12 protein-coding genes are annotated in these 23601 nt (G+C 68.2%); 6 read left to right on the top strand and 6 right to left on the bottom strand.

What is annotated here, in order from left to right; genetic code table 11:
• Positions 1-234: 234 nt before the first annotated feature.
• Complete coding sequence (locus ABZ470_RS37805) at positions 235-1437, top strand: hypothetical protein (protein ID WP_362917586.1); 1203 nt, start codon at positions 235-237, stop codon at positions 1435-1437.
• Between the two features lie 16 nt (positions 1438-1453).
• On the opposite strand, the gene ABZ470_RS37800 is transcribed toward ABZ470_RS37805, so the two are convergent.
• Complete coding sequence (locus ABZ470_RS37800) at positions 1454-4798, bottom strand: hypothetical protein (protein ID WP_362917584.1); 3345 nt, start codon at positions 4796-4798, stop codon at positions 1454-1456.
• A 67-nt stretch (positions 4799-4865) separates the two neighbouring features.
• Positions 4866-5912, bottom strand: a complete 1047-nt coding sequence (locus ABZ470_RS37795) for a hypothetical protein (protein WP_362917582.1) — start codon at positions 5910-5912, stop codon at positions 4866-4868.
• Positions 5913-6003: 91 nt separating this feature from the next.
• On the opposite strand from ABZ470_RS37795, the gene ABZ470_RS37790 reads away from it, so the two are divergent.
• Positions 6004-6972, top strand: coding sequence for an aldo/keto reductase (locus tag ABZ470_RS37790; RefSeq protein WP_362779241.1), 969 nt, complete (start codon positions 6004-6006; stop codon positions 6970-6972).
• 61 nt (positions 6973-7033) lie between these two features.
• Here ABZ470_RS37790 and ABZ470_RS37785 read toward each other — a convergent pair whose 3' ends face one another.
• Positions 7034-8341, bottom strand: a complete 1308-nt coding sequence (locus tag ABZ470_RS37785; protein ID WP_362917580.1) for a hypothetical protein — start codon at positions 8339-8341, stop codon at positions 7034-7036.
• A 99-nt stretch (positions 8342-8440) separates the two neighbouring features.
• Between ABZ470_RS37785 and ABZ470_RS37780 the strand changes: the two genes are divergently transcribed.
• From ABZ470_RS37780 to ABZ470_RS37770, 3 genes are all read left to right on the top strand, one after another.
• A complete protein-coding gene (locus ABZ470_RS37780; RefSeq protein ID WP_362917578.1) occupies positions 8441-8938 on the top strand; it encodes a hypothetical protein in 498 nt (165 codons plus the stop codon).
• Positions 8935-9327 carry a hypothetical protein gene (locus tag ABZ470_RS37775; RefSeq protein ID WP_362917576.1) on the top strand — a complete coding sequence of 131 codons (393 nt, stop codon included), beginning with the start codon at positions 8935-8937 and terminating at the stop codon, positions 9325-9327. Before ABZ470_RS37780 ends, ABZ470_RS37775 begins: the two co-directional genes overlap by 4 nt.
• A 370-nt stretch (positions 9328-9697) precedes the next feature.
• A complete protein-coding gene (locus tag ABZ470_RS37770) occupies positions 9698-9976 on the top strand; it encodes a hypothetical protein (RefSeq protein WP_352014298.1) in 279 nt (92 codons plus the stop codon).
• Positions 9977-10108: 132 nt separating this feature from the next.
• Here the strand turns inward: ABZ470_RS37770 and thpR are convergent, their stop codons facing one another.
• Genes thpR through ABZ470_RS37755 form a run of 3 tightly spaced genes read right to left on the bottom strand, consistent with a single transcriptional unit; the run spans position 10109 to position 12622 of the window.
• The gene (gene thpR, locus ABZ470_RS37765) at positions 10109-10684 is read right to left on the bottom strand and encodes an RNA 2',3'-cyclic phosphodiesterase (protein WP_362917574.1); all 576 of its coding nucleotides are present in this window, start codon (positions 10682-10684) and stop codon (positions 10109-10111) included.
• Positions 10641-12254 carry an MFS transporter gene (locus ABZ470_RS37760; protein WP_362917572.1) on the bottom strand — a complete coding sequence of 538 codons (1614 nt, stop codon included), beginning with the start codon at positions 12252-12254 and terminating at the stop codon, positions 10641-10643. Before ABZ470_RS37760 ends, thpR begins: the two co-directional genes overlap by 44 nt.
• The gene (locus tag ABZ470_RS37755) at positions 12161-12622 is read right to left on the bottom strand and encodes a MarR family transcriptional regulator (RefSeq protein ID WP_352014301.1); all 462 of its coding nucleotides are present in this window, start codon (positions 12620-12622) and stop codon (positions 12161-12163) included. The genes ABZ470_RS37760 and ABZ470_RS37755 overlap by 94 nt, the downstream gene beginning before the upstream one ends.
• Positions 12623-13789: 1167 nt before the next feature.
• Between ABZ470_RS37755 and ABZ470_RS37750 the strand changes: the two genes are divergently transcribed.
• Positions 13790-23599 (top strand): RHS repeat-associated core domain-containing protein, encoded by a 9810-nt coding sequence (locus tag ABZ470_RS37750; protein ID WP_362917569.1) that lies wholly within the window; start codon positions 13790-13792, stop codon positions 23597-23599.
• Positions 23600-23601: the final 2 nt, after the last annotated feature.

Raw genomic sequence — 23601 nt, 5'->3', positions numbered from 1 at the left:
ACGTGAAGGACTTACCGCGCCTTATTGGGCCTTGCTGGGGATCGTAACCATACGTTCGCGGCGCTCCACTCGGGGCACCGCGACCCGCGCGTCCCTCAGTGGGAGGCCGCGGTGATCGCTGTAGCATTTTCCCCGCTCAGCGCCTGATCCCCCCGGCCAGGTGTCCTTCGGATCGGGGGAGAACAGATGGAGAGACCGCGTTCCCGGGCGTGCCTGAGTGCCGCCCTCCTCTGCGTGACCACATGGACCTGTGCGACCGCCTGGGCCGCCGTCGACGTCCCCCCGGCCTCGGCGTCCCCGGCGCCCGTCCCGACTCCGGCCTCGGTCCCCGCCTCGGATTCGGCCGCAGGCCCAGTTCCGGGACCGGGCTCAGCGGCTCCGGCCCCGGGATCGACTCCGGCCCCGGAACCGGGGTCCGCTCCCGCGTGCAAGCTGGTCAACGGTGGGTTCGAGGAGCCCGGCAGTCTGCACGGACAGGGCAACCTGCGCTCCGGTCTGCCCGGGTGGAGCACCTCGGCCGATGACGGTCTCATCGAGATCTGGGGCCCGGACGTGCCCTCCGTACGGCCCGACACGGGCAGGCAGTTCGCCGAGGTCAACGGTACGGCGACCGCCACCCTCTCCCAGGACGTCAGGACCGTGCCCGGCGCGACGCTGACCTGGCACCTCGCGCACCGGGGGCGTTCCGCGGGCGAGGACGTCCTCCAGCTCAGGATCGGCGGGGTCACCCAGGTCCCCATGGGCCAGAACACCTCGGACATAGCCGACGACAACGCGGGGTGGGGTCACTACACGGGCAAGTACTCGGTCCCGCCGGGCCAGACCGTCACCCGGTTCGAGTTCGTCTCCATCTCCACGGCCGGCGACCAGCCGGACCAGGGCAATCTTCTCGACTCGGTGGAGATCTCGTGCGAGCCCCCGTGCGTGCGAAACGTGCCGCCGACCTCGCCCTACCTGTTGCTGACCGGCCCGGCGAACAGCGAACTGACCGGCGGCCTCTCCTCCTCCGACCCGGAGGGCGGCGAGATCACCTACCTCCTGGACGGCGCCGCGAGCCCCCAGGTGTCGATCACCTCGGAGGGCCGGGTGACGCTCAGGCCGACGGCCCCGGCGATCTGGGAGGTGCCGGTCAAGGCCTGTGACCGGGACGGTTCGTGCACGAAGGGCCGGATCGTCGCGGTCATCTCCGCCCCGGCCACCCCTGCCATCTCCGCTCCGGCCGTCTCCACTCCCGCCTCCACGACCTCGACCACCCCTGCCACCACTGGCACCGCCACGACTCCGGCCTCCACGGCCCCGGCCGCTTCGGCCCCCGAGACCACCGGCGATCCAGCCGAGCGCGCCGAGACCACCGAGGCCACCGGAATCACCCAGGCCGCCACCGCTGACACCGTCACGGCCCCGGCCACGCTCGCCGTACCCCCCGCCGGAGGGTGATCGACGGTCGGCCGGGTCAACGCATCCGGCCGACCATCGCCCGCAGCCTGCGCACGTCCCGTAGCCGTGCCTCGTAGGTCGCGCCGACCACCACGAGCAGCAGCCCGCCCAGCGCCATCGGCACCCAGCGCGGCACGGTCACCATGGCCCGCGCGATCCACGGCGAGAGTTCGTGCAGGACGACGACGGCCAGGGTGAGGCCGCCGAGCAGCGCGGGAGCCTGCAGCCGTGCCCGCGCCCCGACCAGCAGAACGACCAGGCAGACCGTGCCGAGCAGCAACGGCCTGACCCATCCCGTCCCGTTGAGCGTCGCGACCGCGCTGGGCAGCAGGCTTGAGCCGAGGGCCGGGCCGTACGAGAGCCAGGAGGAACGGGCCCTCCCACGCGCCCGCCACCAGCCGAACCCCAGCAGGACCAGCGAGAACGGCACCGTGTAGGCCTCGACCACCGTGATGTCCGAGGCCAGCAGCCGCAGCCAGGAGGCCGTGAGCAGCAGGGCCGTCCCCACGTATCCCGCCCGGCGCCGGTCGGGACGCAACGCCGTACCGGTCATCATCACCCCGGCGACGGCGCAGGCCAGCGAGGCCGTCGCGAGGCCGTCGGCGGCGAGCGCCAGACCGGCCAGGGCCAGGGCGTATCCGGCCGCCTCCGTCCCGGCCGCGAACGTCTCCTTTCTGAAGCGGCCCGCGACGGCCGCCGCGACGCAGGCCAGGGCGAGCACGCCGAACGCCGCCGTCCGCGCGGGCCAGTCGAGCGCCAGGCCCACGGCCAGCGCCTGCGCCCCGGCGAGCAGCGTCGCCGTACAGGCGCCCCCGGCCCGCACCCATCGCTCCCGCCCGAGGAACGCGGTCGCCGCCGCGACCAGTGCCACGACCGGCAGTGTGACCAGCGTGGCGGTCTGCGCGACGAGCGACCAGGAGAGCGCCAGCGACGCCGTCCACAGTCCGGTCACCGCGCCGAACCTCCACCCGGTACGGCCACGCGCCGCCGCCCACGCCGCGGGCCCCAGCCCCACGACGAACAGCCCGACCTCCACCGGGTACGGCAGGCCGACCGAGAGCGGCAGCGTCGCCAGGAGCACCGGTAGTGCGACCAGGGCCGCCTTGGACGCCGTCCCGCGCCCCGCCACCTGCCAGGAGACCGTGACCGCCGTGACCGTGAGCAGGGCCGCGACCACCACGAGGATCGGAAGGTGAGCCGGCAGGAACCGCTGCCCCGTCCACGGGAAGAACAACGGGCGGTAGAAGCCGACGATCCCGGCGAGGGGAACGGCGATCGACGACACCGCGCACGCGCCGAGTGTCGCCCCCAGCCCCAGCCCGGCCCCCCACCTGGGGTCACGCCGGACCACCGGACTCCCGCCCTTGGGCTCCTCCTTGGCGCCGTCCTCCTCGGAGTCGGAAGGCGCCTCCTCGACGGCTTCCGAAGTGGCGGCCTCCGGGATGACAGCCTCCGGAGTGACGGCGACGCCGTACACCAGGCAGGCGGCCACCGCGAGCACGGAGCCGGCCGCCAGGGCGAGCGCGAGGCCCTCGGCCGCCGGCTGCAGGCCCGTCCCCACCGCGACCGCCCAGATCAGGCCGGTCGCCGAGAGCACCGCCATGACCAGCGCGACAGCCCGTACCCCCGGCTCCCGGCCCGCGACCGTCGCCACGACCCACGCCACCAGCGCCACGGCCAGCGCGGCGTACGTCTCGGTCCGCCCGGCGAGCGCGGTGACGACCCCGATCAGCGTCACCGGTACGGCTGTCGCCGCGAGGGTCCGCGCCCACCACACCCCGCCCGTCAGGGTCATGCGGGCCACGAGCGCCACGGCCAGGGCCGACGGGACGACGAGGGCGGCCGGGCGGCCGAGCGCGAAGGCACCGGGAACGGCGAGCACCGCGACCGCACCCGTCACCACGGCGGACAGGCCCAGCGACCGCCGGGTGCTCTCCCCGCGAGGACCGGTGACCGGCCACCGCACGGCCGCGACCGCCAGGGCCGTGGCCAGCAGGGCGGGAACGACCGCGGCGGAGGCGAGCGGTCCGGCCCACCCGTCGTCGAGGACGGCGGGCCACGCCCACACCCGCTCCAGCAGCCCGAACGGCATGAGCACCTCGGCGGCGACCCAGGGCACGACGGGCAGCGCCGTGAGCCCTGCCACGGCCCCCGCCGAGACGGCTCCGGCCCGGCGGATCCGCGCGTTCAGGCCCGGCAGGTACAGCGCGACCGCGACGGCCACGAGCGCCCCCAGGGTGTACGGCACGCCCCGCCACCCGGAGGGCAGCGACGGCCAGACCGGGGCGGCCAGGCCCATGGTCAGCGCGAGCGCCGACCCGGCGGTGAGGAACCCGAGCGCGACCCGCCCGGCCCGTCCGGCGACGACGAGCCCGAGGGCGGCCAGGGCGACGAGCAGCACGCCCCTGACCAGGGCGACGGCCGGTCCCCCACCGGTGAACTCCAGCACCGAGTCCAGGAGTCCGTAGAGCACGCCCAGCGTCCACGTCACTCCGAAGCAGACCCTGGCCGTCGCCCACCCGTTCTTCGTCTTCCCCTCCGATGTCCTGAGCAGCAGCAGGAGGGCGGCGTCGAGTGCGGCGTCCGCCGCCAGGGAGGCGGTGAACCACGGCGCCGTCGTGTCGAACGCGAGCAACGGCAGCGGGATCTGGGCGAACACGACGGCCACGGGGAGCGGCAGCCGCAACGGCAGCAGCCGGGAGTATCCCGCCATGGACAACGCGACCAGTCCGACCAGCGCGGCGGCGTAGTGGCGCGCCTGCGGGCCGTCCGCGCCGAACAGCCCCGCCTGCCGGGCCGCGTAGCCGTCCAGCAGGAGCAGCGCGACGCCGAACATCGCGATCGTCTCCGCGGTCGCGTCCAGTTTCCTGCTCGTGAGGAACCTCGGCGCGGCGAGGGTGAGGGCGGTGACCCCGGCCAGGATGGCGGCTCGTCCGCCGATGCCGATGTGCCCCCAGCTGACCACGGTGAACACCACGGCCGCGACGATCAGCAGCAGCCCACCGAGGGTGAGCAGCAGGTTCTGCACCGCCTTGGGGGAGAAGTCCCTGCGGGGAGCGGCCTCCCCCGCGAGCCCCACGGGAGCCGCGGGCTCCACAGGAGCGGCGGGCCCCGCCGGGGCCCCGGGTCCCACCGGAGCCGCGGGGCGGGCGCTCTCCGCGCGCAGCAGGGTGAGCAGGTGGTTCCTGCGGGCCAGCAGGGTCGTCTGCCTGGCCCGCAGCCCGGCCAGCTCCACATCGAGCCGCCACAGTTCGGCCGCCGCGGGCCCTTTCAGCGTCAGCGCGCAGCGCGGGCAGCGCTCGAAGGCTCCCGTGACGGGCAGGCCGCACCCGGGGCAGCCGGGCCTTGTCTGGTCGTGCATGACACGAAGGATGCCCAGCCCAGGTTGCGAACCGCTTGCGGAGCCGTACTCAATCTCGTTTAGGTACTTATCGGACGCGGCGCGCGATGAAGGTGATCAGACCGGTCGCGCCGGCCGCCGCCGCCAGCCAGAGCGCCACGGCCGTGCCCGGCACCCCCGCCTCACGGTCGTCGGCCTCCCGCGCGTCGGCGACGAGCGTGGGCCTCACAGCCTGAGCGGCCTGACCGGTCGGGGTCGGCGCCGGGGAGGGTGCTGTCTCCCGCAGGACACGTTCGGGCAGCGGTACCCGGTAGACAGGGCTGTTCCTGCCCTCGCTGCCGGTCAGCACCGCCTTGCCGTCCGGCGTGTAGGTGATCGACTCGGCCTGTTCGAGCTGCGGCATCGACAACCGGGCGATCTGGTCCCCCGACGGGCGGTACACGGTCGCCGAGAAGTAGGTGCGGATCACGTAGCTCGACCCGTCGGGCGCGTAGGCGGCGTCGGTGGCCATGATGGGGGCGGAGCCGACCTTGCGCAGCACGTTGGTCCTGTCGGTGCGCAGCCGTTTCGGCGCCGCGTAGACCGCCCCGACGAACGCCTTGCTCACCACGTACAGGCGGCCGGTGGCCGGATTGACCATGATCCCTTCCGCGTTGTGGCCGCCGTCCTCGTACTTGAACCGGTAGCGCGTCGCGGGGATCACCGCGTCGCGCATCGTGGCCGGCTCGGGGACCCGGTACACCGAGACGTCGGGCCACGCCCCGTCGAAGTTGTCGCCGATGTCGGCGAACCAGAGCACCCCCCGCCCGGTCTTCGGGTCCTTGGAGGCCGCCATCGCCTCCCAGTCACGGGCCGACCCTCCCTGGAGGGTGAACTTCGCCCTGGTGCGCCCGTCCGGGCCGACCGCGAAGAAGATCGGCCCGTCGGAGCTGTCGTTGTGGGTGTAGTAGATGTCCGGGTGCGTCGGCGAGACGGCCAGCCCGCTCGACTCGGTGATCCGGCTGTCCTTGAAGGTGAACAGCCGGTGCCCCTCCTCGTCCGTGTCCGCCGCCGCGAGTCCCGGCGCCAGCGTCGCCCCGGCCAGGACGGCGGCGGCCAGCACGCGAATCACGACATACCCCGGTCTACTCCCCATCCCGCCATCATGCCCTGTGGGGCACCGGATCGGGGGGAGACACGGATCAAGGTCTCGCCTGGAGCGCACTCCAGGTGCCTAGGGTGGACATATGGAATACACGCAGCTTGGCCGTACCGGCCTGAAGGTCAGCCGCCTCTGCCTGGGCACCATGAACTTCGGTCCCCTGACCTCGGAGGAAGACTCCTTCGCGATCATGGATCACGCCCACGAGCTGGGTGTCAACTTCTTCGACACAGCCAACGTCTACGGCTGGAAGCAGGGCGAGGGCATCACCGAGAACATCATCGGCCGGTGGTTCGCCCAGGGAGGTGGCCGTCGTGAGAAGACGGTCATCGCCACCAAGCTCTACGGCGCGATGGGCGACTGGCCCAACGAGAACCTGCTCTCCGCGCTGAACATCCGCCGCGCGGCCGAGGCGTCGCTGAAGCGGCTCCAGACCGACTACATCGACGTCTACCAGGCCCACCACATCGACAGGAACACCCCCTTCGAGGAGTTCTGGGAGGCGATGGACGTCCTGAAGCAGCAGGGCAAGATCCTGTATGTCGGGTCGTCCAACTTCGCGGGCTGGCACATCGCCAAGGCCCAGGAGGCCGCCGCCCGCCGTAACACGCTCGGCCTCGTCTCCGAGCAGTCGCACTACAACCTGATCGTCCGCGCCCCCGAGCTTGAGGTCATCCCCGCGTGCGAGGACTACGGCCTGGGCCTGATCCCGTGGAGCCCGCTGGCGGGCGGCCTGCTCGGCGGCATCCTCAAGAAGATCGACAAGGGCCGTTCCGCGTCGGAGCGCATGGTCGAGGAGCTGAACAAGCACCGCGCCAAGATCGAGCGCTACGAGGCGTTCTGCGAGGAGCTCGGCGAGGACCCGGCCAACGTCGGCCTGGCCTGGCTGCTCCACCAGAAGGTCGTCACCGCCCCGATCATCGGCCCGCGCACCCACGAGCAGCTCGACGGCACCACGAGGGCCCTGGAGATCAACCTCGACGACAAGGCCCTGGCCACCCTCAACGAGATCTTCCCCGGCCACAAGACGGCCCCGGAGGACTACGCCTGGTAGAAACCCCTGACCCCGGGCGAGGGGTTTTTCTCACCCCTCCCCGGCAGTCGGCGCCCGCCCCTCAAGAGGCACCCAGAGCGACGATCCGTTCGCTCCAGATCTTCACCTGGTCGTGCCGACCATGACGGGTGGCGACCGAGACGGCGAGATCGGCAACTTCTCGACATACGTTCTTCGTGTGCTCCAACGCCCAGGAGAACCCGTCCAGGCGCCATATGTTTCCGCACCTCGGTGGGCATGCCCTTACCGAGTCCCAGCTGTTCGCCGCCAAGGAAAGCGCGGCTTGATGCCGTCCAAGCGAAACCAGGCAGCACATCTGGTTGTAGATGTTGAGGGGCTTGAAGAAGTACCCCAGCGCCTGCGCCTCGATGAGCAGCTTCAGCGCTCTGTGCGGCTCCACCGGGATAAGACAGAAACCCCAGTCGTTGTACAGTTCGGCGTTGTCAGGTGCTCCCTTCACGCCGAACTCGAACAGCGCCGCCGCCTCTTTCGTCCGTCCCTGGCGCAGTAGACCCACGGCGTGCCTTCTCATCTCCCCCGCGAGGCTCCCCATCACCAGGGCGGCCGCCTCCTTGCCGCGCGCCGGTGACACTCTCCGGAGCGACACCTTGTGAGATCCGCGATCATCCCTGGAAGCGGCACGATCGGCGATCTCGAACGCCGGAGTCCCGGGATCGATCCGCCGATCGTCCATCAGCTCAGGGGAGCACGGCGGTCCTTCGAATCCCTGCAGCCAGCGATGCGTCAGGTGGAGCGACTCCGTCGTCCACTCACGGTAGAACGTCTTGGAGAAGTAGTCGATCATCCACCGATAGGGAGTGTGGAGCTCGAAGAACTGATTTATCTCGTTGTCCGAGATCTCCCGTATGGTTTCGGGCGCCCTCAGCTCGACCATGTCCCGCAGCGAGGCGGTTGAGATCCAGGAGATGATCTGAGGGAAAAGCGGGGCGATCACGTGTCCGAAGGCGTCGGCCGCTTCGCTCGGGCTCTGTCCCGCGATGGTCGGGATGCGGTTCGGCAGCCTCAGGACTTCCGCCCAGGACTCATGATCGAAGCCCTCGTACCGCTCCGAGGCCAGGCTCGTCGCGGCGATACCCGCGATCAGGGCACCGGCCACCTCCCTGTACAGCCCATGGCGGACCAGGGCGACAGCATCCAGGCCTCGTCGGGTGAGTTCTCGTGCGGCCCCTTCGAAGACCTCGGCCCTCTCCACGGTTGCCACGCCCCTGAACCGGTCGTCCTTCAGCATCTCGCGCAGGGCCACGACAAGGCTGACCGTCCGCCATCCACCTGTTTCCTTGGATCGGTCGGAGAGATAGATCTCCTGAGCGTCGAAAGGCCATCGGTCGGGCACTCGAAGTTCCCCCATGCTTTACCTCAGACCACCACTTCCGAGGCGACATCCTAGTAGGATCGTAGGTACGATCGTGGGCATGAATGCAGGTACGCAAAAGGCAGGTGCATCACGATGAGCGAGATCATCTACCAGGCGACCGACCTGACAGGCAGCAAACGAGTGGAATTCCTCAACGAGGCGCGGCGCGATCGCGCCCGTCTACGGGCCACGGACGGCACAAGTCTGGTGATGCTGCCGGAGCGTACGCTGTCCCGCCTCGAAGCCCTCGCCAAATGGGGCGGAGCCTACGCCAAACTCAGCACTCTTCTACGGAGAAGCACAGGCATCCCCAGCACGTCCGAGCTCGGCGAACTGGCATGGCTACGGTCGCTCGACCGGGAGGACATGGAGGAGTTCCTGACCGAACTACAGGACGCCATCGTCGCGGCCAAGGCCGATGAGGACACAGCGATCCTGGATGAGTGCGTTCGCGCATGGAAGGCGACAGCGCGTCAGCTCTCGGACCCCCTACGCCGATCGGTTCTCCTGGGAGCGCACCATTCCGATGAGTACGTTCCAGCCGAGAGCCCGGACGCCATGAACGGTTCAGAGACCGGGACAGGTGGATGACAGGCAGCGGTAGCGCCTACCGGCCGTACACACCCGCCAGGCGGCCAGGCGGCAGACCAGAAGCGCGTCCTGTGTACAGGGTCCTGGTCCATCGCAAGTTCCTCGGCCACTGGGAACAACTCGTGGCGAACGTGGGCCTCAAAGCCGCTCAGCAGTTCTGGGACCACGTGAGCCGGACCCCTGGCGAGTCCGACCCGATCGCCTCGACCTGTTTCCTGCGAGGCAAGGCCGGGAGGCCGCAGGGTGAAGGGTGGTCCAGGACCGTGCACTACGAGATAAGCGGCGCCGGTCGCATCGACTATCAGTATTCGGACAGCTACAAGACATCGTCCGACGGCGACGAGCACAGGGTGGTGGCCATCCTCACCATCAACTACGGCAGCCATTAGCGGCCCTCATGTAGGAGGGCACGAGGTCAGGTGACGAGGGCGCCGATCACCACGAGGAGTACGAGCAGGGTGAGCACCACGGGCAGGAGCCAGCGACGGGGACGGTCCACGCTCTGGAGCTTAGCTCCGCCCACCGGGTGCCGACGCCGCCAGGGCGTACCTCACGCGTCTCGTAGCGGACCGCGGGCCCGGGATTCCGGTGGAGAAGGCGGCGAAGCGCGGCGGGAGGTCGACGCCCGGAGTGCCGGAAGGATCACCGGTCCGGGATCCCTTGACGTGCGCGACTGGTCAGGTATGTTCCAGACAGGAAAGTTTCCTAAATAAAAGCCCTGGCCAGGCCCCCTTTTTCGGAACCCCGGAGGCTCTCACCTTGCGCACCGCGATGATCTCCACCCCGAAGCGGATCGCCCTCACTCTCGCGGCCGCCGTCGCCGCGGCCACCCTGGTCGGCGTCACACCGGCGCACGCGCAGATGCTCTGCCACGTGCAGCAGGACACGTGGGTCTACTCAGCCCCCGGACGAACGGCCCTCTACCTGGTCCCCGCGGGCGGAGGCTTCTACCTGGACTACTGGTGGAACGCCGGCGGCTGGGCCGCCGGTCACGGCGTCGGCCAGGCGGACGGCTTCATTCAGGGCCTGAGCTGTTAGTCATGGCGGGCGGAGCACCCCTTTCCCAGGGGTGCTGAGCCGGGCACGCGGGGACCTCAGAAGACCGGGGTCCCGAGAAGCACGAGCACCACGGGCAGGAACCGGTGACGGGAACGAGCCAGGCTCCGGCGCTCAGCTCCGCTCACCGGGTGCCGGGGATGCCAGGGCGTACTCCGCGAGCGTCTCGTAGCGGACCGGGGATCCCAGGTGGCTTCTCACCAGGTGCACGGTGCCCACCTCCCACGGGGTTCCGGCGAAGGGTCCGAGTGCCTCGACCAGGTCGCTCACGTCGGTCTCCGCGCGTGTCCTGGCCAGGGTCAGGTGCGCTCTGAAGCGCTTGCGGTCGTCGACCCGTACGGCTCCCGCCCGCCGCGCCCCCGCCGCCACGGAGTCGGCCAGGCGGGTGAGCGGGAGGTGGACGCCGGACAGTCCGGACCAGAGGATCCTGGCCCGGCGGACGGAGGGAAAGGCGCCCGCGCCGGTCAGCGCCAGCGTCATCGACGTGTGGCGCGAGGCGGCGCGGGCGAGCCTCGTCTCCAGCTCCGGCAGCACCTCCGGCGGCACCTCGCCCAGGAACGCCAGGGTCAGGTGCCAGTTGGCGGGGTCGACCCAGCGCAGCTCGGGCCACGCCCCCCTGAGGGGACGCAGCGCGCGGGCCAGTTCGTCACACGCCCGCCGGGGCGGCAGCACCCCCACGAACAACCGCACGGGACCTCCTGCCGATCGCCTTGGTCAGCATTATCGCCGCGCCGACACCGAGCATCGTGAGGACCCCGCCGACCGCGACGCCCGTGCGGGGGCCGCCCAGTTCGGCGATCCAGCCGAGCACGGGGGCGCCGATCGGGGCGCCTCCGGTGAACACCAGTACGTAGATGCCCATCACCCGGCCGCGCATCTCGGGAGAGGCCGCGAGCTGCACGCTGGTGTTCGCGGTCGTGTTGACCGAGATCAGCGCGACGCCCGCGGGGACGAGCAGGAGCAGGTAGAGCGGGTACCACGGGGCCAGTCCGGTGACGACCTGGAACAGGCCGAACGACAGCGCGCCGCCGATCAGCAGTTTCCTGCTCGGCCGTACGCGCCGGGCCGCCATGAGGGCGCCGACGAGCGCGCCGACGGCGAACATGCTGGAGGCCAGTCCGAAGGACGAGGCACCGGCGCCGAAGACCTCGCGGGCCATCAGCGCTATCGACATCGAGAACGACTGCGCGCACAGCGAGACGAACCCGACGAGCAGAACGGGCAACAGCAGGTCAGGGCGTTCCATGACGTAGCGCAGCCCCTCACGGAGCTGTCCCTTGGCCCTGGCCACCGGTTCCGGCGTGGTCAGCTCCGAGGTCCGCATCAGCGCCAGCCCGCCGAGCACGGCGAGGAAGGACAGGGCGTTGAGCACGAAGATCGGGCCGGTGCCGCCGAGCGCGTAGATCAGCACACCCGCGAGGGCGGGGCCGACCACGCGGGCCAGGTTGAAGCTGGAGGCGTTCAGCGCGATGGCGTTCGGCAGGTCCTTGCGGCCGACCATCTCGACCACGAACGACTGCCTGGTCGGCACCTCGACGCACAGCACGAGACCGAGCGCGAAGGCCATCACGTAGACGTGCCAGACCTGCGCGTTCCCCGTCAGGGTCAGCACGCCCAGCGTGAGCGCGAGCAGACCCATGATCGACTGGGCGGCGATCAGCACCGGCCGCTTCGGGTAGCGGTCGGCGATCATCCCGCCCCACAGCCCGAACAGCAGCTGCGGCAGGAACTGCAGCGCGGTGGTCACGCCGAGCGCGGTGGCACTGCCCTTCGTCAGGTCGAGCACCAGCCAGTCCTGCGCGGTGCGCTGCATCCAGCCGCCGACGTTGGAGACCACGCCGCCCATGGCGAAGAGCCGGTAGTTGTAGACGCGCAGCGAGCGGAACATCCCGCCCCGCGTCTCGGGGACCTCCTGCGCGGACCCGGTCTCGACGGCCTGCACCTCGCTGGCCGCCGCCGCCCGCGCGATCCGCCCGCGGCGGGCCCGCGTGCTGAGCTTCCGCACGGGTACGGCGAGCACCCCGACGAGGCGCCTGCGAGGAGAGGGCCTGGAGACCGTCCCGGCGGCCTCTTCCTGAGTGGTCTCAGCGGCGACCTCGGGGGTCGCCGCGGGGGCTGCCTCGGCGTCCTGCCGGACGGCCGAGGCCCTGGGTTCCTCGGGGTCGCCTAGTTCCGGCTGAGCTTCTCCAGAATCGGAGCCGCCTGCCTGAGCACGGCCCTCTCCTCCGGTGACAGCTCCTTCAGCCGCTGCGTCAGCCACGCCTCCTTGCGGCGGCGTTCCTCCCTCAGCAGGGCCGAGCCCCGCTCGGTCACGCTCACGCTCACCTGCCGCCGGTCGGACGGGTGCGGTGTGCGTGACACCAGCCCCCGCTCTTCCAGCGCGGCGATCACGCGCGTCATCGAGGGCGGTTGCACCTTCTCGTGCTCGGCCAACTCGCCGGGGGTTATCCCGGAATGCCGTTCCACCGCGACGAGCGTCGCGACCTGGGTGGGGGTCAACGAGTGTCCCCCTGCCTGCCTGCGAAGGCGTCTGTTCAAGCGTGCCAGCGACACGCGCAGTGCCGAAGCCAGACCGGCGTCGCTGCGCAGGCTCGCGACGGGGTCCTTCCTGGGAGGGTTCGTTAGCATAAGTCATTACCTTTGCTAACTATATACCCGCTCATGTGATTCCCTCCGCGCGAACTTTTCTCGATGTGAGCCGTACAGAGCCTGCCAGAGCTCTCGGTCGCGACACCGACCGACCGGTCACGGATGATCATCCCAACTCCGCAACGCGACCCAGATAACACGCTCCGTAGCAAGGAAAAATATGACTTGCATCACATAGGCCAATGAAAGCCTCAAACATACCAACTTAACCAGACGGAATACCAGATTATGACAAACCCGCCAATCACATCAGAAAAGTCGCCCCACAGGCGATCTATCCAAGTGATCACTCGCCGAGTTAGATGGCGAAGGATATTTATTTCCTCCTTATATCCATAACCAGGGCAAGCCGGTCTCCCCCGCATGCCCTTAACCGGGCGGGAGTGGTCAGGCGTGGCGATGCGGGCTGCACGGATTCGCAAGGCCGGCGTAATACGTAGCAGCAGATTCGGCATGGGAGCATCCGGGCCAGGTCGCTGGATGGTTCGCATGGCACTGGTCTTCCTGATCGCGGCGATCCCGGGACTCATCCAGTTGCAGGGACGGCCCGTGGCGGCGGACCCCGTTCCGCACCATCTGAGCGTTCCCGCCCCACCAGGCTCAGGCGCAGCTGACAAGCTTCCCGTTCAGTCCTCGGGAACCGCCAAAGGACTCCCCCATCTTGTCGGCCCGGAGGCGACGCGCCCGCTCAAGGCCGCCCGTGGCCCCGCCACGGGCAAATGGAAGCGCCCCAAGGATGCGCTACCGGTGCAGAAGCCTTATCAAATGACGGACGAACCGGCCACCGGTGGGCTGAAATCCCCACCGCCCTTGCCGTGGGCGTCAAAAGCACCCGAGCAGAAAAGCAGGAAAACCGAAGGTAAGAAACGGTCGGAAACTCATGCCCAGAGTGCCGGCTTCAAGAAGCAAGCGCCCTCGAAAGGACACGCTCCAGCCGCTGGATCCCCTGTACGCGCGCTGACCGCCGGTGCGAGGAAAACGCGAATTCCGACGACGTCCGCGACGGCGTCGGTACCGACCGTTTCAGCCCTGAGAGCCGGACCTGGTACGCAGAGTTCGGGAGTATGGATCCTCTCCTCACCGACGCCGTGGTTCGAGGCCAAGGTCACCGACCCCGACGGCCGCAAGGTCGGGCTGGACGTCCAGGTGGAGCACGACCCCTCCGTACCCGCACAAGGCACGGGATACATCTGGAGCTACGGCACCGGATGGACAGGCACCTCAGGCACCACCGTACAAACAGCACAGTCAGACCCACTCACCGACGGCTGGCTCATCCGCTGGCGCGTCAGAGGCACCACCTACACCGGTAGCGCCACCACCGTGAACGGACCATGGTCGGAATGGCAGACAGCGAAGGTCGACGTCAGCAAACCCTCGGTGTCGTCCCTGGACGCGGGCCCGGGGACCGAGGGCGACGGCCTGTGGACGCTCTCGTCGCTGGAGCCGTGGTTCGAGGCCAAGGTGACCGACCCCGACGGCCGTAACGTCGGGCTGAGCGTCGAGGTGGAACACGACCCCTCGGCAGCAGGCCAGGGAACGGGGCGGATCTGGAGTTACGGAACCGGGGTGTCGGATCCTTCTGGCTCCTACGTCTGGGCGGAAATGCCCTCGGACGAGTTGAAGGACGGCTGGCTGATCCGCTGGCGTGTCCGGGGATCGGTCATGACAGCCGACCATGGAAGTCTGTACGGCGCATGGTCACTGTGGCAGACGGCGAAAGTGGACATCAGCAAACCCACGGTGACCTTTCCGAACGCCGGACCCGGGACCAACCAGGGGGCGGGTCTGTGGACGCTCTCCTCGCCCAGGCCGTGGTTCGAGGCGAAGGTGACCGATCCCGAAGGCCGTAACGTCGGACTGGACGTCCAGGTGGAGCACGACCCCTCGGTGCCCGCACAAGGCACGGGACGCATCTGGAGCTACGGCACCGGATGGACAGGCACCTCAGGCACCACCGTACAAACAGCACAGTCAGACCCACTCACCGACGGCTGGCTCATCCGCTGGCGCGTCAGAGGCACCACCTACACCACCGGCAGCGTCACCGTGAACGGCCCATGGTCAGGATGGCAGACGGCAAGGGTCGACATCAGCAAACCCTCGGTGACCTCGCTGCGCGCCACCCCCGGGACGTACCAGGGCGGTGGACTGACCGTGATCTCATCATCGACACCGGCGTTCGAGGCCAAGGTCACCGACCCCGACGGCCGCAAGGTCGGACTGAGCGTCGAAGTGGAGCACGACCCCTCCGTACCCGCACAAGGCACGGGACGCATCTGGAGCTACGGCACCGGATGGACAGGCACCTCAGGCACCACCGTACAAACAGCACAGTCAGACCCACTCACCGACGGCTGGCTCATCCGCTGGCGCGTCAGAGGCACCACCTACACCGGTGGCAGCACCGCCGTGAACGGCCCATGGTCGGAATGGCAGACGGCAAGGATAGAAGTCAGCAGGCCTGCGGTGACCTCGCTGCGCGCCACCCCCGGGACGTACCAGGGCGGTGGACTGACCGTGATCTCATCATCGACACCGGCGTTCGAGGCCAAGGTCACCGACCCCGACGGCCGCAAGGTCGGACTGAGCGTCCAGGTGGAGCACGACCCCTCCGTACCCGCACAAGGCACGGGATACATCTGGAGCTACGGCACCGGATGGACAGGCACCTCAGGCACCACCGTACAAACAGCACAGTCAGACCCACTCACCGACGGCTGGCTCATCCGCTGGCGCGTCAGAGGCACCACCTACACCGGTAGCGCCACCGCCGTGAACGGCCCATGGTCGGAATGGCAGACGGCGAGGGTGAGCATCAACAACCCCGCGGGGACCGGCCTCGGTGTCCTGCCGGGTATGCAGGCGGCCGGGGCGTGGACCCTGTCGTCCCTGACACCGTGGCTCTACACCAAGGTGACCTCCTCGGGCGGCGCCTCCTCCTATCTGGGCGTCGAGATGGAGCACGACCCCTCGGTGCCCGACCAGGGCTCCGGACAGATCTGGGCCGGGCAGGGCACAACCTCATACCCCTCGGGAACCAACGCCTGGGCACAGGTCCCCACCGCGAAACTGTCCGACGGCTGGCTCATCCGCTGGCGCGTCAGAGGCGTCACCACCACCGGCACCAACGGCCCATGGTCAGACTGGCAAACCGCGAGAGTCGACCTGAAGAAGCCGTCCGTGACCGCTCTGGGAGTGACGCCGGGGACCATATCCGCGGGACTGTCAAGAACGGTCTCACTGACTCCATGGATATATGGAAAGGTCACCGACCCGGAGAATCGGGCATCGTACCTGGGCGTCGAGATGGAGCACGACCCCTCGGTGCCCGACCAGGGCTCCGGACAGATCTGGGCCGGGCAGGGCACAACCTCATACCCCTCGGGAACCAACGCCTGGGCACAGGTCCCCACCGCGAAACTGTCCGACGGCTGGCTCATCCGCTGGCGCGTCAGAGGCGTCACCACCACCGGCACCAACGGCCCATGGTCAGACTGGCAAACCGCAAGAGTCGACCTGAACGAACCCGCCGTCGAGGGTGTCGGCATGAACCCCGCGACGCGGGGATCGGTGTCGTGGACATCGGCGTCACTGGTCCCATGGCTGTATGCGAAGGTGACCGATCCGCAGGGCCGGGCGTCGTATCTGGGCGTCGAGATGGAGCACGACCCCTCGGTGCCCGACCAGGGCTCCGGACAGATCTGGGCGGGAAAGGGCACAGCGTCGTCCCCCTCGGGAACCAACGCCTGGGTACAGGTTCCGTCGGGAAAACTGTTCGAGGGTTGGAAGATCCGCTGGCGTGTCAGGGGTGTCACCACGACGGCTGTGAACGGTCCGTGGTCGGACTGGCAGTTCGCCACTGTGGCCGGCCTGCCGTTCACGGTCTTCTCTCCGGACAACAACATGCAGGTCGGCACGCTGACGCCGACGTTGTCCACGCACGCGCAGCCGATGAACGAGGCTCCCGTCACCTACTGGTTCCAGGTCTGCGCCGGAACGAAGCCGAACTGGACATGGTGTGAGAGTTCCCCTGAGTGGACCAAGTCCGGCGCGTGGAAGGTTCCCGAGCAGAAGCTGAAGTGGGGTGAGACCTACTGGTGGTACGCGAAGGCGGCGACCAGCAGCGCCACCGTCACCTCAGCGTGGCGGGCCTTCACTCCCGTCCCCGAACAGGGAACGCTCAGTTCGCTGTTGACCTCGGGCACCGAAGGGCGTGAGTTCAACCACGCGTCGGGGAATTACACGCACACCGAAACCGACCTCGCGGTCGCCGTGGCGGGACCGCCTCTGACGGTTGCACGCACCTACAACAGCCTGGACCCGCGTACCGACGGCGCGTTCGGATCCGGCTGGACGACCCGCTGGGACATGCGGATCGACAACGAACCACAGACGGCGACGCTGCTTGTGACCTATCCCGACGGAGAGCAGCTACGGTTCGCCGCCAAGGGGGACGGCACCTACGCGGCTCCCCTGGGAACGTACGCGACACTCGCCGTACTTCCCGAGGGCGGTTGGCGGCTGATGGACAAGTCCGCCGCTTCCTACTGGTTCGACTCCTCCGGCCGACTGACCAAGATCACCGATCACCGGAGTCGCACCCAGGAACTCACCTACGGAACCGACGGCAAGCTGGCCAAGGCGACCGCGACCGGTGGCAGGTCCCTCACCTTCACCTGGAGCGGTGGCCACATCGCCAGTGTGTCGACCGATCCGGTGAACGGCACTCCCATCACCTGGAACTACACCTATGACGGCGACAAGCTGACGAAGGTCTGTCCCCCGGCGACCGGCGGCGCCTGCACCGTCTACACCTACGGTGACGCCTCCCGTTACAGCAGTCTGGTGCTTGACGCCGCTCCGGTGGGCTACTGGCGGCTGAACGAGACGGCGACCGCCCTCGGTACGAAGATCCCCAGCGCGACGGCTTGGAAGACGGAGACGGACGACGCCAAACTTGCCGGTGTCCTTCCTGACGCCACCGCCGCGACTCCCGGAGCACTCACCGGCTCTCCGAACACGGCCATCCGGTTCAAGGGAACGGTGAACTCGGCCTATGTCTCGGTGCCGTCGACAATGATCAGTGGCCAGGGAAACTCGCTCGCGGTGGAGGCCTGGTTCAAGACGACCGGTTCGGGCACCGTGATCGGCTACCAGAACTCGGCCACCGACGTCCCCTCGGCCTTCACTCCCGTGGTCTACGTCGGCAAGGACGGCAAACTGCGCGGCCAGTTCTACAACGGCAAGCCCACTCCGATCACCTCGGCCACACCCGTGAACAACGGCGCCTGGCACCACGTGGTGTTGTCCGGCGCGGAGAACACCCAGACACTGTTCCTGGACGGCCAGGCGGTCGGCACCCTGTCAGGAACGATCATGCATGTCGATCAGTGGGAGACCAGGATCGGCTACGGTTACGGCTCCCCCAGTTGGCCGTCCACGACCAGTTCCACCGCGGCCTTCCCGTTCGCCGGTGACATCGACGAGGTCGCGGTGTACGGCAAGCCGCTGGGCGCCCAGGTGGTGAAGGCGCACTACGCGGCGCGGCTCCCGCAACCGCAGGTGACCAAGGTCGTCGCCCCGTCGGGCCGGACGGTGGCGGAGAACGTCTACGCCGCCGACGGTGGCCGCCTGACCACGCACACCGACAACAACGGTGGGGCCTGGACGCTGTCCTCGCCCGTGTACGTCAAGGAGTCCAGCACCCTGACCAGCGCCACGGTCACGGTCACGGACCCCCACTCGGGCACTCTGACCTACGTCAGCGACTCACTTCACGGAAACCGCGCCGTTTCCCAGACCGACCAGCTCGGCAAGACCACCAAGTACACCTACGACACCGGTGGTTTCCCTGCCAAGGTCATCGACCCCAACGGCAACGCCATCGAGATGGCGTACAACGTCCGTGGCAATCTGCTGGCCAAGAAGACCTGTCGGACGGCCGGCAGTTGCTCCAGCGAGTACTTCACCTACCGTCTGGACGTCGACAACCCCTTCGACCCGCGTAACGACCTGAGGGTCACTCACCGTGACGCGAGGTCGGCCTCTCCCACAGACGAGACCTACCAGACGTCCTGGACCTTCAACGCCTTCGGCGAGGAGACCAAGCAGACGACACCGGTCACCCCTGACTTCCCACAGGGTCGTTCGACGACGAACGTCTACACCGACGGCACCGAACCCGCGATCGGCGGCGGCCTCACCCCGGCGGGCCTGCTGAAGTCCGCCAAGGACTTCAAGGGCAACGAGACCACCTACGCCTACACCGCCGCGGGCGACCGCGCGACCGAGACGAGCCCGACGGGTCTGGTCAAGAAGTACGAGCATGACGCGCTGGGACGGGTCTCCAAGGAGACCGTGGTCTCCAGCGCCTACCCGGACGGAGTCGCCACGGCCATCGTCTACGACGCACTGGGCAGGGTCGTCTCCCGAACCGACAGCGGCGTCAAGAACGACGTCACCGGGGTGACACACACCGCCCAGACGACCCATACCTACGACGCGGACGGCCTGCCGCTGACCGAGTCGCAGGCGGACCTGACAGGCGGCGACCCCCAGCGCACCACCACCTACACCTATGACTCCTACGGCCGGGTGGAGACCGTCACCGCCCCCGAGGGGGGAGTCCAACGGTTCGCCTACAACCACAAGGGCCAGAAGGTCAGCTTCACCGACGAGCGCGGCACGACCTACACCTACGGCTACACCACCCGTGGCGAACTGGCCGAAACCACTCTGAAGGGCTGGACCGGCAGTCCGCTCAGCCCGCAGCCGGCCACGGACGTGGTCATGCTGTCGTCCGCCTATGACCCCGCCGGGCGGCTGGCCTCCCAGACGGACGTGATGGGACGCACCACCGCCTACACCTACTACACCGACAACCTGCTCTTCGAACGGATCGCCAAGGGCGTCAAGCTGAACGGCTCGGCCACCGCCCGGGACGTGGTGCAGGACTCGCTGGTGTACGACGCGGCGGGCAACCCCATCCGCAAGACCAGCGGTAACGGCACGCTGCGCGTGGACGCGGTATACGACGCCGCCGGGCGTGTCACCTCGCAGGCCACGGATCCGGCGGGACGGAACGTGGTCACCACCGCCGGTTACGACGCCAACAACAACGTGACCAAGGTCACTCAGACCGCGGCCGGCACCGATCGCACCGAGATCAGTGAATACGCATACAACGCGGACAACCAGCCCATTCGCCAGGTCACGCGCAACGGCGACGAGGACTTGATCACCACACTCACGGTGGACGATCGCGGCCTGGTCACCGCCATGACCGACGCGCGCGGAAACGCCCCCGGAGCCGATCCGGCCGCCTTCACCTCCAACATGACCTACAACGCGGCAGGCCTGGCCACTCAGGTTCAGCTGCCCACGGTCACCGTGGAAAGGCCTGGAACGGCACCGGCCGGCCAGCGTCCCACGACCAAGCTGGGCTACAACACCTTCGGTGAGCAGACCCAGCAGGTGGACGCCGAGGGCCGCACCACGACCACGACCCTGGACAAGGCCGGTCGGCCCGTCGAGCAGACCTTCCCCGCCTACACACCGCCCGGTGGGCAACCGATCACTCCCAGGACCACCGGCGCCTACGACGCCGCAGGCCAGTTGATCAGCGCTGTCGACCGGCGCGGCCAGACCACCACCGCGGTCTACGACGCGTTGGGCCGCAAGGTACAGGTCACCGCCCCCAAGATCGGTACGGCCGCGGCCGGAGTCTGGACCTACGGCTACGACCTCCTGGGCGAGGCGCTGTGGACAACCGACCCCACAGGAGCCCGTTCCGAATCCACCTACGACGACCTGGGCCGCCAGATCACCCTGACCACCGTCGAACGCAAACCCACCCAGGCCGCCTACGTCACCAAGCTCGAATACGACGACGCGGACCGGCTCGTCAAGAGCACCCGGCCGACCGGAGAGTCGAGCACCCGTGCCTACGACGCGACCGGAGCGCTCATCGGGCAGACCGACCCTCTGGGCAACACAACGACGTTCGGCTATGACCTGGCCGGACGCCCCGTCAAGACGACCAACCCGCTGGGCGTCTCCAGTACGGCGAGCTACGACCTCGCCGGGCGGAGAATCCAGACACAGGAGCTGAACGCCGCCGGAACCGTCCTGCGGACGGAGAAGGTCGACTACGACCTCGCCGGTAACCCGATCAGCCAGACTTCGGCGGAAGGTCACATCACCACTCGGATATTCGACGCCGCGAACAGGCTGGTCGAGCTCCGGGAACCGGTTTCGGCCACCAAGAAGATCATCAGCACCTTCGGCTACGACGCCTCCGGGGCCCGGACCCGCTCGACCGACGGTCGTGGCAATGCCACCTTCACGACCTACAACAGCCTCGGCCTGATCGAGTCGGTGATCGAGCCCAGCACCGCCGCGCATCCGAACCTGTCGGACCGGACCTGGACCACCGGTTATGACGCCGGCGGAAACCCCGTCGCCACCGCCGTCCCCGGCGGAGTGCGGATCGACCGTACCTTCGACGAACTGAACCGGCTGGTCAAGCAGGTCGGAAGCGGAGCGGAGGCCGCGACGGAGGACAAGGTCTTCGGCTACGACCTGGCCGGCAGGCTCACCAGCGCGAACGACCTGAGTTTCACCCTGAACGACCGCGGCCTGCTGCTGAAGACCGCCGGCACGGGCGGCGACATCAGCGCCTACGCCTACGACGCCAACCAGCGGCTCACCCAGCGCGTCGACGCCACCGGCACCTCCGCCTTCACCTGGGACAACGCCGACCGGCTGACCCAGTCGGTGGACCCCGTCAGCGCCACCACGATCGACTACGCCTACGACCAGGCCTCGCGCCTGACCGGCATGACCTACGGAGCCGGAGGAGCCAGGCGCAGTTACACCTACGACCCGCTGAACCGCCTGACCAAGGACGAACTCACCACGTCGGCGAACGGTCCGATCGCCTCCATCGAGTACGGCTACGACCTCGACGACAACCTGACCACCAAGACCACCGCGGGTACGGCAGGCGCCGGAACCAACACCTACACCTACGACTGGTCCAACCGGCTCACTTCGTGGACCGCCCCCGGCGGCGCCAAGACCGACTACGAGTGGGACGACTCAGGCAACCGCACCCGGGCGGGGACCAAGACCTACACCTACGACGAACGCAACCGTCTCACCTCCGGTGACGGCTACACCTACACCTACACCGCGCGTGGCACCCTGGCCGAGCAGACCAACGGTCAGGTCCACCTCTCCAAGTTCGACGCCTTCGACCGGCTCATCAACGACGACGCCGTCCAGTACGACTACGACGCCCTCGACCGCGTCGAGACCCGCACCCAGAGCCAGCAGGCCGCCCATTTCACCTACGACGGTCTGACCAACCAACTGGTCACCGTCACCGACGCCAACAACGTCAGGAAGGCGGCCTTCGGCCGCGACGCCCTCGGCCGTACCCTTGGCATCAACGACGGCACCGGTGCCCAGTTGGCCTTCTCCGACCTGCACGGAGACCTGATCGGCGTCTTCACCGCGACCGGCACCTCCCTGATCGACTCCACCGCCTATGACCCCTTCGGCGAAGTGATCACCCGTACCGGAAACGCCCACACGCTCGGCTACCAGGGCGGCTACACCGACCCGAGCACGGGCAAGGTCAACATGGCCGCCCGCTGGTACCAACCGACCACCGGCAGCTTCGTCTCCCGCGACACCCTCACCCAGAACCCCGACCCCTCGGCCCAGCTCAACCGCTACATCTACGCCAACGACAACCCCCTCACCAACATCGACCCGGACGGCCACGCCGCCAGAGCGACTACGAAGAAAAAGTCGAAGACGAAGACGAAGACGTCGTCCATAAAGCCCGGAAAGAGCATCAAGTGCCCCAAGGGCACCAAGAAGGGCAACAACTCAATCTGTAGCGACGCGGCCGGCGAGTACAGGGAGTGCAAGGGAGACAAGTACAGCAACGGAGTCTGTCAGGACATGAAAGACGACTACGTCGGCTGCCGAACCGAGAAGCGGGCCGGGAACTCCAAGAGCAACGCCGACATCTGCTCAGATTTCGCAGACCAGTATCTCGTGTGCCGGAAGGGAAGCGACTACCAAAGCAAAAAGAGCGACGACGTCTGCAGCGGTGCCGGTCGAGAGGTTCGCCGCTGCCAATACGGAGAACTCGACAGCAATAAGAGGGGATACGGAGAGTCGACCGGGGCCTGCGGAAACGTGCGCTTCGACTACTACTCGTGCCGCGCGGACAAGCGAGGCGACGACCAGGGGTGCAGTTCCTTCTCCGAGGTGAAATACAAGTGCTCGCTGCACCGCGACGTCCGATGTGACGATCTGGAGGACAAGTTCCTCTCGTGCTACAAGAAGGGCAGAGGAGGTTCGGCGAACGAATGCGCCTTCGGCGCGAACATGTTGGCCCACTGCCGTGACAGCATGAACAGAGGGTTCTTCGACAAGAAGAGCACCTGCGGCGACGCATGGAATACCTTCCTCAAGGAATGCCAGGGCTCACGTGGCTCCTACGGGGAGAAATGCACCAAGGGCGAAAGCTGGCAGGACGTCACATACTCCATCTGCGAGAAGCGCGCACAAGGCCACGGATGCGTGAGCTACGTCAGCGGGCAGGACATCGGAAAGGTCCAACAGGGTGGTGGCCTGACCATGGTGTTCGTGTTCGCCGGACTCGATGTCTGCACGGCCGTCGGTGGCGCCGTTCCGCAGGTCGCGGGTGTCTGCGGAGTGGCGAAAATCATCGGTTCCACCATCGAGGAGATCCGGAAGGACGTGATCAGTTCCGCGATCGCCGGAAGCGCGGAACACGCCGAGGAGGGTGGTCTTCAGATGAGCACCACGACCAGTAACTGTGTGGCCAAGAACCCCTCGAAATACACCTCATCGGGCCAGGATTGTTCTCCGAAGAACGAGCACGTCGTGAGAACGCAGTACGCACCATTGTGAGC

The organism is Streptosporangium sp. NPDC020072, assembly GCF_040631445.1.
In the GTDB taxonomy this organism is placed as follows: domain Bacteria; phylum Actinomycetota; class Actinomycetes; order Streptosporangiales; family Streptosporangiaceae; genus Streptosporangium.
The sequence above is the reverse complement of the archived record's forward strand: the minus strand, read 5'-3'. Positions and strand labels throughout refer to the sequence as shown.

Excerpts from the sequence above, each read along its gene's own strand:
- ABZ470_RS37800 (WP_362917584.1), bottom strand. The coding sequence starts at position 4,798 with ATGCACGACCAGACAAGGCCCGGCTGCCCCGGGTGCGGCCTGCCCGTC.
- ABZ470_RS37795 (WP_362917582.1), bottom strand. The coding sequence starts at position 5,912 with ATGGGGAGTAGACCGGGGTATGTCGTGATTCGCGTGCTGGCCGCCGCC.
- ABZ470_RS37790 (WP_362779241.1), top strand. The coding sequence starts at position 6,004 with ATGGAATACACGCAGCTTGGCCGTACCGGCCTGAAGGTCAGCCGCCTC.
- ABZ470_RS37785 (WP_362917580.1), bottom strand. The coding sequence starts at position 8,341 with ATGGGGGAACTTCGAGTGCCCGACCGATGGCCTTTCGACGCTCAGGAG.
- ABZ470_RS37780 (WP_362917578.1), top strand. The coding sequence starts at position 8,441 with ATGAGCGAGATCATCTACCAGGCGACCGACCTGACAGGCAGCAAACGA.
- ABZ470_RS37775 (WP_362917576.1), top strand. The coding sequence starts at position 8,935 with ATGACAGGCAGCGGTAGCGCCTACCGGCCGTACACACCCGCCAGGCGG.
- ABZ470_RS37755 (WP_352014301.1), bottom strand. The coding sequence starts at position 12,622 with ATGCTAACGAACCCTCCCAGGAAGGACCCCGTCGCGAGCCTGCGCAGC.